Genomic DNA, 16,231 nt, shown 5'->3' on the forward strand with positions numbered 1-16,231 from the left:
ATATTTTTTTATTTGGAAGTCCCTTGACGGGGACTAGAATTAGAATTGACGTGACGTTTCTTAATAGCTAAAGTGTCAGATTCTCTGCCATTGCGCGATCGCTATCTTGCCTTAATCGATGAAATTGTCGAAAGCACCCTTAAGGGCAAAATTAGCTCTGTTGATATGGTGTATCAAATGCTGCTTAAAGGAATTACTTCCGGTACAGGGGAAGTCTTTGAGTTAGTTTTGAGCGATCGCCTGAATGCTCTCCAAAGCCAAGTAGATAGTGAAAAAGACGAACTCAAGAAAGGCAAGGCTACTCGCAGTTTGAGAGCCATTAAGACCATTCAAAGCCAATGGCAACGTTGGCAAGAGCAAAACAAAACAACAGTTGCGATCGCTTCCGCCGTTACAGAAATTACCACAGCCACAGCTGACGAGCGTCTAGCGACATTTTTACGGATTACTGACCCCAATCAGAAGTATCCGCTAAATTTGCAACAGCTACAGCAATTATCAAAAGCGTTACAGCAATTTGCCCAGGCAGATGCTGATTTACAACAGTTTTCCGAAGGGATTACCCGTGGTTTAGCTTCTTGGCAGCGATTGCAAGACAACTTGCTCAGTTGGATGTACGAGCAAAAAGAAGCTTTAGGATTTGGCGGCGTACCTGGAGAACGTGGCCCTTGGGCAAGTTGGGCTAAACAACTCAATAGTGAGTTACCCAAAGCACTGCTTCGCACTTTAGCGATGGAAGAATCAGCAATTGAGTTTGCCCAGCGACAACGAGGAATCACCCTCAGAGATTGGGTGGAAATGGCATTAATTTTACAGTTCTTGCAACGGGGACTAATTAACTGGTTTGACCAACAAGCTTACGATGTTAAAGCCGGGCCAAAGTTGTCCATTTCCACTTTTTTGACCTTTGCAGTGATTTGGAGTCAATTAGCCAGTGGTTTTGCAAGTATTGGCACAGTATACGCCGATGCCTGTTCTCAAATCATGCTCCAGATTTTGCGAACCTTTGCCCAGCGTCCATATTTTCCCTTTTACGGCGGGATTTTTGCCTCTTTCACTGGCACTTATTTGCGAGATGCCCTCGATTATTTGGATGAACCATTGCGACGGGGTGAGGGAACTCAGGAAAAAGCGCGAATTTTGACCCTTTTAGGTTATTCGCAGCGTGCTTTAGGACAATACCAGCGCTCAATCGATTTTCATCAGCAGGCGTTAGAGATAGCTAGGAATGCAGGCGATCGCGCTTGTGAAATTGCCAATCTCAACCACCTCAGCCGTACTTATGTGCAACAGCAAAATTATGCTGAAGCAATTAACTACAGCCAACGAGCATTAATATTGAGTCGGCAAGCAGGCGATCGTACAGGCGAAGCAAACGCGCTAGTAAATTTAGGTTACAGCGAAGTTATGCAAGCTCAAGAACTCGAAAATCTAGAACCCGAAACTTATGAATCTGCAATTAACTATTTGGAACAAGGTTTAAAATTATCAGAAAAATTAGGTGATATTCAAAGTAAAGCTTTATGTGTCAGCAGCTTAGGAATCGCTTATCTAGTAATTGGTGAACACCAAACTGCAATTAAATATCTTGAAGATGGTTTTAAAACAGCGCAAGTTTCTGGCGATTTGTATCTGCAAGGGCGGAACTTAGCTTATTTAGCCGAAGCTTATTATCATCTCCAAAATGCTGAAAAAACCGTTTACACAGGATGTTTGGGAATGTATCTTTTGGAGCAAATTGCTTCTAATGAGTGGCGGCAAGCAGCAGGATTGCTGACAATTTTACAGGGGCAAATTGGGACAGAAGCTTTCCAAAATTTCTTACAACAACATCGCCCTAAAATCATTGCAGTTATCGGTGTAGATGGATATGATTACATTCCAAAATTATTAGAAGTATATAAGCAAGATATGTAAACAAGTGATTTGATGATTTGGATAGCGATATGGTGCCGAGTTTAGATTGTCAATATAACTAGAGGTAAATTACAACCAGTAAAGAGATAAGTTAAAAACTATACAGGTAATTGCTGACAAGTTACAGCAGTTTACATATTAAGATTTTTCTTGATTAAAAAATCTTGAATACGGTTGATAAATTCTTCTAAATCTGCAATTAAATTGACCATACCAGCAGTCTCATGTTTGCGACTCAGTAGTTCTAGTTCTTCTGCGGATTGCTGCATAAGTCTAACTCCCATATTTCCACTAGAACCCTTGAGATGATGAGCTTCCCATGCAATTTGTTGAAAGTCTTGAGCAGCGAATGCAGCTTTGGTAGACTCTAAATGACTTTGGCTATTTTCTTGAAACAATTGCAAAAATTCTAACTCTAACTCTGTATCGTTGTCTGAAAGTTGATGTAAATATTCCCAATCAATTAGTAAGTCGATGAAATTTCTATTTTGACTATCTTGATTACTAAATGTAGAATCTGCGATCGTAACTGCCTGAGCAGTAATAATTATTTGACTCCAACGTTCTAGCACTACTGCTAAATCTTTTTTAGTTACTGGTTTGCTTAAATAGTCATCCATCCCTGCATCTCTACAGTTTTGTTGGTCTTCTGCCATAGCGTTAGCAGTAAGAGCAACTACTATAGGCTGCCGATGGCTAGCAAATGAGCTTGTTGACCGACGACGAATTTCTCTTGTGGTTTCCAAACCATCTAAAATTGGCATTTGGTAATCCATGAAAATCAAGTCGTAAGGAATTTTATCTAATATCTGCAAAACTTCTTGACCATTGGCGACAACATCAGCCTTATAGCCTAAATTTTGAAGCTGCTTAAGGATGACTTTTTGATTAACAAGGTTATCTTCTGCTAGCAACAATTTTAACTTGGGTTTAGTCGAATCATGTATTGTTTCTACCTGTATTGGCACAAACGGTTGCTCAATTCTATAAACATGGGAGTCATTTAGTTTTGCTTGGCTTCCTAAAACATTGACAATTGTGTCAAACAACCGCGATGGCTTCACAGGCTTGACCAAATAATTAGCAAATCCGATGTTTAGCGCCCTTTGCACTTCATCTGTTTGATTAGTATAGGTCAACATTATTAAAGGGATATCAGCAATGGTAGGGTTTGTCTTAATTTGTATTCCCAAGTTCATCCCATCTATTTCGGACATTTGCATATCAATTACAGCTATATCATAGGGTATTCCTTGCTCGACACTTTGCTGTAAAGCTTGGAGAGCCGTAGTTGCACAACTAGCCTCGTCTACGTGCATCCCCCAACGGGTGGCTTGATGATAAATAATTTTGCGATTAGTTGCATTGTCATCTACAACTAATAAGCGCCGTTGACTTAAAAGCTCATGTTCATGATTTTGATAAACAGCTTGATGCTGTTTGGTGAAAGCTAACTCAAACCAAAATTTAGATCCGTTATCTATCTGACTTTCGACCCCAATTTCTCCTCCCATCAAATTTACTAACTGTTTACAGATAGCTAATCCTAAACCTGTACCACCATACTTACGTGTAATAGAAGCATCCACTTGAGTAAATGGTTGAAAAAGTTTACTTTGGTCTTGTAATGCCATGCCAATTCCTGTATCTATAACGGAGAACTTGATCGTAGCTGTAGCGTAATTTTCTGATTGCAATTCTGCTCGTATCACCACCTCGCCAGCGCTAGTAAACTTAATGGCATTACCTATCAAGTTCATTAGAACTTGCCGTAGACGATTAGCATCTCCTTGAAGATAAGTAGGGACATTGCGATGAATCAAGGCGGCAATTTTCAATCCCTTATGATGTGCTTGAGGAGCCAACAATTCTAAAACTTCTTCAACACAACTGGATAAATCAAAATCCAGAGTTTCAAGCATCATTTCTCCAGCTTCCAGTTTGGATAAATCCAAAATCTCATTGATGAGATAAAGAAGCGCGTCCCCACTGACACTAATTGTTTCTGCTAAATCTCTTTGTTCTGGTGTTAAAGAAGTTTCTAATAGCAAACCAGTCATTCCCAAAACAGCGTTCATGGGAGTGCGAATTTCATGACTCATGTTCGCCAAAAAACTACTTTTGGCTTCTGAAGCCAATTCTGCTTGTTGACGAGCCATTTCAAGTTCTTGCCGTTGCAGGGTTTCGGCTTCTAATAACTTGGCTTGAGTTAAAGCAATGCCTATTTGGTTAGCTAGTTCTCCTAAAAGTTCAATTTCCCAGCTTATCCATTGTCGGGAATGACTACATTGATGGGCAATGAGCAATCCCCAAAGTTCATGTTTGAGGATAATGGGGACAACAACGTTAGCCTTAACAGCAAATCTTTGCAGTAATTCAATGTGGCAAGGTTGGATATTAGCTTGTTCGATATCTGTAATAGTTTGTATTCGTCCTTCACGGTATTTCTGGATGTATTTTTCCTCGAAACAAGTGTCGGTAATATTCTGTCCCAAAACTGTGGGAAAGTTGGGAAGCACTGCCTCTTGCAGCGCAGTTAAAGAATAATTTGATTCTAGCTGGAAGATTAATACACGGTCTGCCTTTAGAAGCTTTTGCACCTCTGTAACGCTGGTTTTGAGGATCTCATCAATTTGTAAAGATTCACGAATTTTTAGGGTGACATTGGCTAACAATTTCGCTCGCAAGTTTTGTTGTTGCAATTCATTCTCTGCTGTTTTAAGCTGCTGGTAAGCAGTAGCTTGTTGAATTGCGATCGCCATCTGGGTCGAAAGCTGTTGCACTAGAGAGATTTCTTCGGCTTGCCAAAATCGAGGAGCAAGGCTCTCAACAACGTTCAGTAGTCCCCACAGATTGCCACTTTGGATAATTGGAACCAAAATTTTGGCCCTAGTCTGCAACTTTTTCAATAGTTCTCGGTGGCAATCACTGATCTGTGCTGTGTAGATATCAGACACAACTCGAATTTCTTCATGGTGATATAGATCAAACACATCAGTAGCACAACAGGTATCGTGAACCTGTTTACCCAGGTAAGAAGCATAACCATTCTTTACTGAATCTGCCACCACAACCATGCTCAAGTCGGGTTGAAACTGCAAGATCATCGCGCGATCGCAATTTAAAAGCGATCGCACTTCTTGAACTGTTGTGTCGAGAATATCCTGTAGGTTGAGTGAAGAATGGACTTGCCTAGCAATAGTTGCAATTAATTGTTCCCGCTCTGCTTTTGCCTTGAGTGTAGCTGTACGCTGTTGGACTAGCTCCTCTAATTCGGCGTTGCGATTTTTCAGCAGTGCTAATTTCTCTGCTTCTAATCGATTCACCTGATATTCCAATACTTCAACTAAATTAGTTAACTCGATCGGATTAAGTACTTTCAAAATACTGGTCTGGGTGACGATCCCTAATAACTCTCCTTGAGTTCCAGTCACAGCTATCCGCTTGACCAAGTATTGCCGCATTAGCTCTTGAACTCTCCACAGAGAGTAGTCAGGGCTGACTGAGAAAACTGGCGTACTCATCACAACCTCGGCCTGGAAATGTTCAAAATCCAGTTCTAATGCTTGAAATTGGACAATATCTCGCTCTGTCACAATCCCGACAGGTACTTGGATCAGTTGCCCTTGTGCCACTCGTTCTTTTACAAGCATCACCGAACTGACCCGATTTTCTGCCATCAGGTGAGTAATCGCTAGCATAGAGACACTTGGAGCAGCACAAATCACTCCAGAAGTCATCACATCTTTCGCTAGACGTAGGTGTAGCAAGTCTATTGGACGCGACAATTGCTGTAAGCTCTCATGAGTCAATAGTCCAACTATTTCATCTTGTTCATTGAGCAGTGGCAAGTGGCGAATCCGATACTGCTGGAGTAAATTGACAGCTAAAAACAGGTCGGTAAATGCAGATTGATGTAAGCTAATGACTGGATGTGCCATCACATCAGCGATCGCCAGATTATCTAATCTTCGCATTTGAGAACTGAGGCGAACCACGTCTCGTTCAGTAAAAATCCCTAATAACTGATTCCCTTCAACAATTAACACGCAGCTTGATCGCGCTTCAAGATGCCTGGCTTCAATTTCCATATCTGCTTCTCTTGAAGATGAACACACAGTGCGACTACCACTCATCTGAGCGATCACCGCCATCACAGATGTACTTGGCGAAACGATCAGTGGGTTGCGAACAATCGCTGACTCCAAATCAGCTTCTGTCAAAGCAGTGGAAGATATGAACATTCTTACAAAGACATTTCAAATGTTTCAACTGACACTTTATAATGCCCTTTCCACTACCCTATTTAACACGGGCACTAAAATATAAAAGAAAATAAACCGATATCTTCCAACAATTCAATAACGCATCTACGTTAAAAAATGACTTTGACATAACCCAAGCATATTGCCTTACAAAGGAGGGTTAGACGATATTCCCAAGCAAAATATCACTAATACTAAGCAGATTGCTGTAAGTAAGTTGGCACAATAAAATCAAACTATGTAATATTAATGAACTAGCCTAAAACCATTTTAGCTATTGCCTTATCCTAACGACAATTATTTACGCCAACTTACTTATATTCAAGAAATTTGCTTCTTTTCTATTTGGTAAGCCTGTAATAGATATTCACCATTGAAATGAATCAGGTGAGTTGAATCTTCAGCAACCCAAACATCTGTTTCCCAAGCAATCTCTGCAAGATATGCCACCATTGCCTTACGGCTGAGAAATGTTGTTACCATCACCAGAGGGATTTCAGCACTTCTGAATAAGACTTCAAATTCTTTCTTCCATTTAGGATTAATTGGCCCATGTGAAATTACAGCTTTAATCAGCACCAACCAGTTATTTGTTGTGAAGTGAATAATTACATCTGGCATTTTGCCGTGAGAATCGATGTTAACGCCTAAATCTGTTAATGCTGCTGCATCAAAATGGGCAAACTTTTCATCTGTATCGCCAACATAGATGAGCTTTCCATTAGGTGTAAAACGAAAAGCAAAATCATTAATAATTTTTTCAATCAGAATATTTTGACCACCTGGCGATAAAGTTTTAATATCTCCATCAATTACTATGGGAATACGAGACATTTCCCGTTCTTGAGCATACTGCTTTTTCAAAGTTTCAACTGAAGCAAGATAAGTACAGATGCTTTTTTCCCATTCTTCAGTACCATAGGTTCGTAAGAGTTCGAGCGCACTATTCTGAATTTGATATGCAGTTTTTGGACTATTAACAGGGCGGCTTAAATTATCTGGATTAGCAACTATCAAACCTGCATCCAGAAATTGATGCACTGTCTGGCGGCGAACTGTTTCCCGTGTGTTGGGCTTATAAGTTTTGCCATAATGTTGAGCCATAAAGTCCATTATCGGCGTAATTCCCATCAAAGGGGAAGTTGCAAATTGCCAAGAGTCTGTCGGTTTTAAGCCAAGCAACGCTAGAAGAGTTAAAGCTGACCGTTCGTTCAGTTGTGTTCGAGGAAATCCCAATTGTGTCAATATTTGCAGCGCTTCATCAATTCGTGACTTAGTTACAATTGGATTATTCTCTGACAGATTCGACATACTCTGTAGCTGATTTTCTATAAGTTCATCAATTTTCCGCAAACAAGGAAACTGCTCTGTAATCTCTATCCCTAAAGCTAATAACTGTTCCAAATTAGAGTACTTTAATTTTCGCAAATCTGTGGCATTTACCTGAGTATGCCCATTGAACAACCGAAAAAAAGCATCAACTAAGGTTGAATTTAGATAAATAGCAAGCCCACGAGCCAAGCTAAGGCTAAGTCCCCGTCCATCTTTATGAAAGTAATTCAAGTGATTTTCAAAGCCGACATAGGCATAATTAAATTGATTGGCATCATAAACCATTGCGACAACACGCCTTTTTTCTTCTTTCGATGAAAATCTTTTGCATAAGACATAATGCTCATTTGGAATCAAAAGATTGGCTGTTTTTTCTAGGGAAACTATCGCTTGAGGCTTTTTGGTGATTTTTGGGTGTTCTACATATCCATTCGCTAAGTTCACCGGATAAATTAAAGGAACCGTATTGTTTTCTAGATTTACTCTTAAGTACTCTTTTGATCGAAAATCTACTACCCGTCCGGTTGAAACTGTTATTCCTAAATCTTTCAAAGTGCAGGGAAAAATTTCAATTCGCTCAACGATTTGCTTGCTAATCTTATCTGGAATAATATGAATAAACTGCTCTTGATCGTTGGGATTAACTAAGGCTGTATATGGTACAGATTGTGACATTATCAAGTCATCATTAGCCCCAAAACTAGTATTGATAATGACGCTGCTAGATTTTTGCCTTTTTTTTATAGCTTGGATGATAATAGTTTCCTGCAAAATATCATCGTCACTAAATGCTTCTTGCCGCGACTCAAAAAGATGTACTTGTTGTAAAGCCATCATCTCTAAAAACATTTTGCGGAAGTCACGGAAATATGGCCCATTACAAAAACAAAAACTACGTGGGGTAATTGCTACAAACTCCCCACTTGGTTTTAGAAGTTGCGCTGTAGCTGCCATAAAACCAGTGTAAAGATTGCTAGTTTCCAAACCGATGGAATGCAGCAATTCACGCACCTTAGAATTAGCATTAATTTTTAAATAAGGCGGGTTGAGAATAGCATGGGTAAATTCTGTTGCCTTTGCACTATTCAATAAACCAATCTGAAGTAGCCTGACTGCATCTTCGATAAAATCATACGGTTCAGTTAAGACTAAAAATTTGCAATCAAAGTCAATTTTTTAACGTAGACGCGGAGCGGCTTGCCGTAGGCTACCGCCAAGGCGCAGAGGACACGGAGAGAAAAAAGAAATGCTTAAGCCAAGCGTATTGCGTTATAAACTAATACAGTTCAGTTAAGGCTAAAACTCTTTGCCAAAGTCAATTTTTTTAACGAACCGCATTCGCGCAGCGTCTCGTTAGAGAAGGACGCAAAGGACGCAAAGAGAAGAAAGAAATGCTGGAAATGCTTAACCCAAGCGTATTGGTTTATATAATTCTAAATCCTTTGTAAAATCTTATTTTTCTACCTTTATGCCTTTTACAGCTTGCCGCAAAGGGCATAAAGGGAGAGAGGATTCAAGTAATTAGTGTAAGTTTATTTAATCAACACTCAAATAAGTCCTGCTGATTCATATAATCGTTTAAGCATTGCTGAAATCCTTGCACCATAATCTAAATCTGCTGACCATCGCCCTGATAGCTGATCGATTAATGTTGCAATCCCGCGTGTAACAAAGCGAAATCTTGGATCTACTACTTCTTGTACCAAAGGTTCTAAACTGGCGTAAGCTTTTAAATGTTGGATGTGTGCCCTCACTCCAATTCTGGCACTTGGAAAAGATGCAGCTTCCGAACCGCCACCGATCGCACCTAAACCTGCAAAGTTATTTTGCTCAGGTTTAATATCACCGCCGAAACGTAAAAATCCAGTTTCTACACACATTTGGCAAAAGGCAATATCATAGTTTACTCCCTCTATCCCTGCTTCTTCCCGATAAAGTTTGGGAATATCAGGAAACTTTGCCAAAGCATTTTCGTTATTGTTTCTGAGGAATAATTGCAACTGTATTTCTGAAGTATTACCATTTGACATAACTCGTTCCAATTGACCTGGGCAAACGATCAAATTGGAGCGCAAACTGACAGTCCGAGTTGCAGCATCCCAATTAACCGCAACATTAAAATCTCGGAGTTCTATTGCTTTAATATAAACTATTTTACGATAGGTAATTCGATTAACATTAGCTGCTTTTGAAAGATCAATTCGCAGCCGATCTACTAAATCAATGGGGATGTAAGCATTGCCATTAACTAATACTCCTTGTTCTGAGTAATTTTGGCCATTAATATTAATATTAATTGGTGGATAATTTGCTTCGGCTGGAGTGCCAGGAGTAGGATCGATCGCACGACTCCAAGTTACCAATCCATCAGCAATGCCTAAAGCAAAATCACGGCGACGAGTTTGCAGCAAAGCCCGATCCTCTGGATTGCTAAGAAAGCCCACTTGCATTGCCAAAGCTGGAAGCGTTGTCTGGCGACAGAATGCTAAACTACCTAATCCACTATCTGTATCTGGCTTGACTCCCCGATTCGGTAATTGGGGGACGCGGCGCAATAATCCCACTAGCAACTGTTCACCATTGCTTTTACGATCGCTATTATTCGCAATATAAAAGACGCTAGCCCCACGCACAGAAGGGCTGCTAGCTGCATCAGATTGAATCTCTAAGGCAACATCACCCCGGCGGCCGCGAGAATTGATCCAGGTGATGGTTTGGGCGGCACTCAAGTCATCGGGAACTGCTAAAATTTCCAAATTCCGCGCCCTCAGTTCCGTAACGATCAAATCCCGCAGCAGAATCATCTCTTTCGCTTCAGTTGTACCACCTGCGATCGCACCTAAATCGATTCCTCCTGCTTCTCTGCCTCCATGAGCGGCTGATATAAAAATACGTCCCATTTTCAGTATTTCCTCTGATAAAATTAAATGTAAGCAATTGTATAGATCATTCTTGGTCTAGCAACAAGAATATAATAGCTATCAGTTGGTAAACCCACCGCAGTGTTAACTACCAACTCATGACTTAACAAATAGACTAGAATGCAAATCCCCCGCTTGCACCCAGATACAATTGAGGAAGTTAAACTACGGGCTGATATTGTAGATGTCGTCTCGGAATACGTAGTTTTACGCAAACGTGGAAAGGATTTTGTCGGTTTGTGCCCCTTCCATGACGAGAAATCTCCTAGTTTCACCGTCAGCCAGACTAAGCAAATGTACTATTGCTTCGGCTGTCAAGCTGGAGGAAATGCCATCAAGTTTGTGATGGAGTTGGGAAAGCGCTCTTTTGCCGATGTGGTGCTGGATTTAGCACGGCGTTACCAAGTACCTGTACAAACCCTCGAACCCGAACAACGTCAAGAATTGCAGCGTCAGCTATCTTTGCGTGAGCAGTTGTATGAAGTTCTAGCAACGTCCGCCCAATTTTATCAACACGCCCTGAGACAATCCCAAGGGCAAAAGGCGCTTCAATATTTGCAATCTAACCGCCAACTCAAAGAAGAAACTATCCAGCAATTTGGTTTAGGTTATGCCCCCGTCGGTTGGGAAACTCTTTATCGTTATCTAGTGGAAGATAAACATTACCCAGCGCAGATCCTAGAAAAAGCGGGATTGATTAAGCCACGCAAGGAAGGAGGCGGTTATTATGATGTATTTCGCGATCGCTTGATGATTCCCATCCGCGATGTTCAAGGGCGCGTCATTGCCTTTGGTGGCAGAACTCTCACGGATGAACAACCGAAATATCTGAATTCACCAGAAACGGAACTTTTTAGTAAAGGTAAAACATTATTTGCCCTCGATCAAGCCAAGGGTGGGATTTCTCAACTCGATCAAGCGGTGGTGGTAGAGGGGTATTTTGATGCGATCGCTCTTCACGCTGCTGGGATTAATAACGCCGTTGCTTCCCTCGGTACAGCCTTAAGTTTAGAACAAGTCCGATTAATTTTACGCTATACCGAATCGAAGCAATTAGTACTCAACTTTGATGCTGATAAAGCCGGAACCAATGCCGCCGAACGGGCGATCGGTGAAATTGCCGAATTAGCATACAAAGGCGAAGTTCAGCTAAAAATTCTGAATTTAGCCGATGGTAAAGATGCTGATGAATATTTGCATAGCCACACGCCAGAAGATTATGGAGAACTGCTAAAAAATGCGCCACTTTGGTTAGATTGGCAGATTCAGCAAATTATTCAAAACCGAGACTTGAAGCAGGCTACTGATTTTCAGCAAGCAACTCAGCAATTAGTCAAATTACTTAAAAATATAGCCAACAGCGATACACGAAATTATTACGTTTCCTACTGTGCAGAAATACTCAGTTTGGGAGATACCAGACTTATACCTCTGCGAGTCGAAAATCTGTTAACTCAAATTGCTCCGGCTGCGGCTGCATACACTAAACCTGTATCAGCGAAGCAAGCATGGGGAAGTAGTAAAATTTCTCAATCCCCACTTCCTACAGAACGCAGTCTTTTAGAACACGCAGAAGCCTTATTGCTGCGAATTTACTTGCATTGTCCTGAACAACGTCAAGCGATTATTACCGAACTAGAGGAGCGAGATTTGCAATTTAGCCTTTCCCACCACCGATTTTTATGGCAACAGATTTTAGAAATTTCATCCGGTGATGGAGAGACAAGAAATTGGGCTTCGCCCCGCTTCGCTAATGCGTCTCAACCAGATTTAATTTCCCGCTTGCAAGACCATTTTTTAGAATTTAGCAGCGAAATGGGGTTAATTTCGCACTTATTTCATGTGAATGAAAAAAACCAGAAAGAAATACTTCGGACTCCGCAAGTAGTTCAAGCTGCGATCGCTTGCATGGACTTGGTGATGCTGGAAAAGCGCTATCGCCACTTTTTGGAACTATGGCAACAAACCGATCCAGAAGCTGAACCAGAGCGTTATCAATCTTATTATCAAGCTTTCTACGCTGAAAAAATCAAGCTTCAGAAAATAGACCGACAACGGCTATTTTCGATCACAGAGTTGCTGTAGCTTTGCACTCCTGAACTTACTCTCGCAGAAATAACGCTAGCCATGCCTAAACTCGCAGTTAAAACAGCCGTTATTGAAATGCTCGCTTGTCTTCAAATATTGTCGGAAATATAAACGATATAATTCACAGGCAGGAGTACTGCGATCGCCTTCTAAATTAATTAGCCCCATACTTTGTAATTTATAAGCCAAGACTGGCTCCACTTTCACATAATTTGTAGCGTTAATTACTTCATAAAAAGCATCTTGCAATGTTGATTCATCTCGTAGCGCTAACACATATTGCTTTAAATACTCGTGATAAATTCCTGCTTCTGTGGGTGCTTCTTGCAATAGCTTTTCTAAATCCCGTTCTAGTCCCCCTTTACCCACCAGGTGATAAAAAGCTAATCGCACCAAATAAGGATATCCTCCCACCAGTGCCATCAAACTCTCGACGTTACCATTTGTCCAATCCAAGCCGTGACGTAGTGCTAAATCCTGCACCTGCTCTTTTGTAAAGGGAGGTAACTTAATCGGTAAACCAATATTAAATGGTGATTGAGTTAGTTTTATGGGAACAAGAATTTCCGTTGAATAAACTAAAATCAGGCGCAGTTTTTGCCAAATTTCTACCCCTTTGGCTTGTTCATACCACGATCGCACTAACGGTAACAATTCCCCAGCAATTTCCTCATATTCAAATACCCAATCCACCTCATTTAATACCAACACAAGGGGAGTTTCCAGCGCAGACAGTAAATAATGTTGAAAATAGATAGAGCAACTTACTTTGCTACCCATATCTTCATCCCAATAATCATTGAGTTTTGATTCTAACTGTAACTCTCGGCTGAGATTAGCACAGAACCAGCGCAAAAATTTATCCAAATTAGTAAATATTACTTTATCTACTTGCTGAAAATCTAACGTCACGGTGCGAAAGCCTTGATTGTTAGCGCGTGCAAGCAACTGCAAAATCAGAGAGCTTTTCCCCATCTTCTTGGGTGCTTGAATGCAGATGAGACTTCCAGGTTTAGCCATTTCTGCGTAGGCAATTTCCTCAATTGGTGGGCGAGGGATGTACAATCTGGAATTAAGGGATACTGGGCCACTAGGAAATTCTAAAGATATAGCCGTAGCTACTTTATTGAATTCCTTAATTAATTGCTGATGGGCTTTGCTAAGACGGTGATTTTCTACAGTCTGGCGGAAGTTAGATTTATTTATCGGTTCTTTACAAAAATCACTCATTACTTGCCATAAATGAGCAGCAATTTTCCTGACACGTTCCTCGCCGTAGTGAGCTTCACAGGCAATATTCGTGTAAGTTTTTCCTTCCCACGAAGAACGCAATATAATCTCTTGGAGCGTTGTTAAACCCGTTGCTTGACTGGCTTTTAGTAGCAATACTACTTCATCTATAGTCATTACTCATCGGCTCCAATTAGCATGAATTTTTATCACACCATTATGTTTTGGAACTCAATGTAGTCTACCTTGTATGAATAGCAGCCAGCCCTTTCCCAAAAAAGCTACAAACAAGGCTTGACAATATTTTTGTATCCTGAAACATTTGACGTAACTCAATCATAGATTTTTTTTACAAAATTTTTCGAGTTTTTAAGTGATTATATTTGATTTGAACTACTTTTTTTAGACATATCTTAGAATGTAGATGCACACAATGTAGCTATTTTTTCTAAAAAATGGCCACGGCGATCGCAACAGAGGTTACATTCGTCCGTTTACCTTTTTCTAAATTCCATCCAAATTGATGATATGGGCTGATATATTTCTAACCAAAGTTACAGCCTAATCAACCAAGTAGACGATTATATCCATAAATGGATCGTCAGGGTGCTAAGACAGCGTAGAGAGAGAGCTACAGGATATCTTCCTCACCGTACCAGCAGCTATGCATATCGAAGAACCCGCTACCCATAAACCGGAAGCTCCACTTTCAGTACCAGATTCCCAGAGTTTCCCAGAATCAAAAGACTTATCTCCAGAACATTTAGATCCTTGTCAATGCTCACAAGCCGCCTTACAAATGGCATTAATCGCCAGTGGCTTGGGGTTGTGGGATTGGAATCTCATAACCAATAAAACCTATTACGATCCCCAGTGGAAGGGCATTCTGGGGTATGGATTAGACGAAATCGCTCATGAGCATAAATCCTTTGAACGACTTGTACATCCACAAGATTTACCAAAAATTCGCCAGGTGTTGCACGATTATCTCCAAGGATGCACGCCTATGTTTGAAGTTGAATTGCGAATGTTAACTAAATCCGGTGAATGGAAATGGATTTTGGCTTGTGGCAAAGTATTTCAGTGGGATGAATCCGGTAAACCAGTGCGAATGGCGGGGACACACAAGGATATTAGTCAGGATAAAGCGATCGCTACTCAACAATACCAACTACTTGAACAACTCCAAAGAGAAATTTCCCAACACCAATCTACCGAAGACCAAGTTAGAGAAAAATCACAGCAGCTAGAAACTACCCTCGAAGAACTCAAATATACCCAAAGGCAGTTATTGCAGAACCAGAAAATGGCTAACCTCGGCCAACTGGTGGCGGATATGGCTAACGAAATTAACAACCCTGTTAGCTTCATCTACGGCAATCTCCATCCTGCGAGTCAATACGCTGAAGATTTAATCAGAATCATTGAACTTTACCAACATTACTATCCCACCCCCACCCCAGTCATAGCCTTACATCTGCAATGCCTCGACCTTAGTTTCGTGAAGACAGACTTTTTAAAACTACTGTGGTCAATGCGAGCCGGCTCGGAACGCGTTAAAGAAATTGTTTTCGCCTTGCGGAATTTTTCAACTTCTGACGAAGGCCAAATGAAAAAGGTTAACCTGCACGAAGGACTTGATAGTGTTCTGAGAATTTTACAGCATCGGCTTAAAGAAAAGCCTGATAGAGCCGGGATTGGAGTAATTAAAGAGTTTGGGGAACTGCCCTTAGTCGAGTGTTACCCCGGCGATTTAAATCAGGTATTCATGAACATCTTAACTAATGCCATTGATGCCTTAGAAGAAAGGATGAAATATGATTATTCCTTTACTCCCCAAATTTTTATTCATACAGAAATTGTTAGAAGTCATTTGTCACTAGTCAATAGTAATGATATTTCACCAAATAACAAACAAATAGGAAAAAAACACAAAGTTATAATTCGCATTTCTGACAATGGTAAAGGCATACTTCCCCATATCCAAAGACAGATTTTTGAACCATTTTTTACCACCAAGCCAGTAGGTAAAGGTAAGGGACTGGGACTATCAATTAGTCGAGAAATTATCGTTGACAAACATCAAGGTAAAATTAAGTGTAATTCTAAATTAGGTCAAGGTACAGAGTTGGTAATTGAAATGAATACAACAGCAAGACATTATGCTGCTATTAGAAAACACGCCAGCTTTTAAGTAATTAAATTTTGGTAGTAGGTGTTAATTTTTGCCAATCGATGTATTAAAATCCAATACAGACCAAAGTACTTGTAGAGACGGCGATTTATCGCGTCTCAAAACCCACGATTTTGTACAAATAGCGCTTAAAAGTTAATCAATATTTATCAAATGTTGTGATATTTGAAGGTATGCAATGTGACTTTTGACACCTAAATTACAACACAAGGCATCAGTACATTTCCTCCAATAATCACCATGTAGGCGTAGCCTGTCGTAGACATCGCTTAACAAAATACAAA

7 protein-coding genes are annotated in these 16,231 nt (G+C 40.5%); 3 read left to right on the forward strand and 4 right to left on the reverse strand.

Annotated elements, in window-relative coordinates; all coding sequences use genetic code 11:
• Positions 1-72: 72 nt before the first annotated feature.
• On the forward strand, positions 73-1,917 hold the full coding sequence (locus FBB35_RS27145) for a tetratricopeptide repeat protein (RefSeq protein WP_174712229.1): 1,845 nt from the start codon (positions 73-75) through the stop codon (positions 1,915-1,917).
• 131 nt (positions 1,918-2,048) lie between these two features.
• On the opposite strand, the gene FBB35_RS27150 is transcribed toward FBB35_RS27145, so the two are convergent.
• The 3 genes from FBB35_RS27150 to FBB35_RS27160 form a co-directional block, all read right to left on the reverse strand.
• Entirely contained in the window at positions 2,049-6,161 is a 4,113-nt protein-coding gene (locus FBB35_RS27150) for a response regulator (RefSeq protein WP_174712230.1), read from the reverse strand.
• Positions 6,162-6,503: 342 nt separating this feature from the next.
• Complete coding sequence (locus FBB35_RS27155; protein ID WP_254625704.1) at positions 6,504-8,603, reverse strand: BsuBI/PstI family type II restriction endonuclease; 2,100 nt, start codon at positions 8,601-8,603, stop codon at positions 6,504-6,506.
• Positions 8,604-9,061: 458 nt separating this feature from the next.
• The gene (locus FBB35_RS27160) at positions 9,062-10,414 is read right to left on the reverse strand and encodes an N-acetylmuramoyl-L-alanine amidase (RefSeq protein WP_174712231.1); all 1,353 of its coding nucleotides are present in this window, start codon (positions 10,412-10,414) and stop codon (positions 9,062-9,064) included.
• Positions 10,415-10,555: 141 nt separating this feature from the next.
• Between FBB35_RS27160 and dnaG the strand changes: the two genes are divergently transcribed.
• The gene (gene dnaG / locus FBB35_RS27165; RefSeq protein ID WP_174712232.1) at positions 10,556-12,520 is read left to right on the forward strand and encodes a DNA primase; all 1,965 of its coding nucleotides are present in this window, start codon (positions 10,556-10,558) and stop codon (positions 12,518-12,520) included.
• A gap of 36 nt (positions 12,521-12,556) precedes the next feature.
• Here dnaG and FBB35_RS27170 read toward each other — a convergent pair whose 3' ends face one another.
• Positions 12,557-13,930 (reverse strand): AAA-like domain-containing protein, encoded by a 1,374-nt coding sequence (locus FBB35_RS27170; RefSeq protein WP_174712233.1) that lies wholly within the window; start codon positions 13,928-13,930, stop codon positions 12,557-12,559.
• A gap of 487 nt (positions 13,931-14,417) precedes the next feature.
• Here FBB35_RS27170 and FBB35_RS27175 point away from each other — a divergent pair, with 487 nt between their 5' ends.
• Positions 14,418-15,947, forward strand: a complete 1,530-nt coding sequence (locus FBB35_RS27175) for a PAS domain-containing protein (protein ID WP_174712234.1) — start codon at positions 14,418-14,420, stop codon at positions 15,945-15,947.
• Positions 15,948-16,231 lie beyond the last annotated feature (284 nt).

The sequence above is a fragment of the Nostoc sp. TCL240-02 genome (assembly GCF_013343235.1).
GTDB lineage: Bacteria > Cyanobacteriota > Cyanobacteriia > Cyanobacteriales > Nostocaceae > Nostoc.

Bases quoted from the DNA above. Each gene is read 5' to 3' on its own strand.
- FBB35_RS27160 (WP_174712231.1), bottom strand. From the start codon at position 10,414: ATGGGACGTATTTTTATATCAGCCGCTCATGGAGGCAGAGAAGCAGGA.
- FBB35_RS27150 (WP_174712230.1), bottom strand. From the start codon at position 6,161: ATGTTCATATCTTCCACTGCTTTGACAGAAGCTGATTTGGAGTCAGCG.
- dnaG (WP_174712232.1), top strand. From the start codon at position 10,556: ATGCAAATCCCCCGCTTGCACCCAGATACAATTGAGGAAGTTAAACTA.
- FBB35_RS27170 (WP_174712233.1), bottom strand. From the start codon at position 13,930: ATGACTATAGATGAAGTAGTATTGCTACTAAAAGCCAGTCAAGCAACG.
- FBB35_RS27175 (WP_174712234.1), top strand. From the start codon at position 14,418: ATGCATATCGAAGAACCCGCTACCCATAAACCGGAAGCTCCACTTTCA.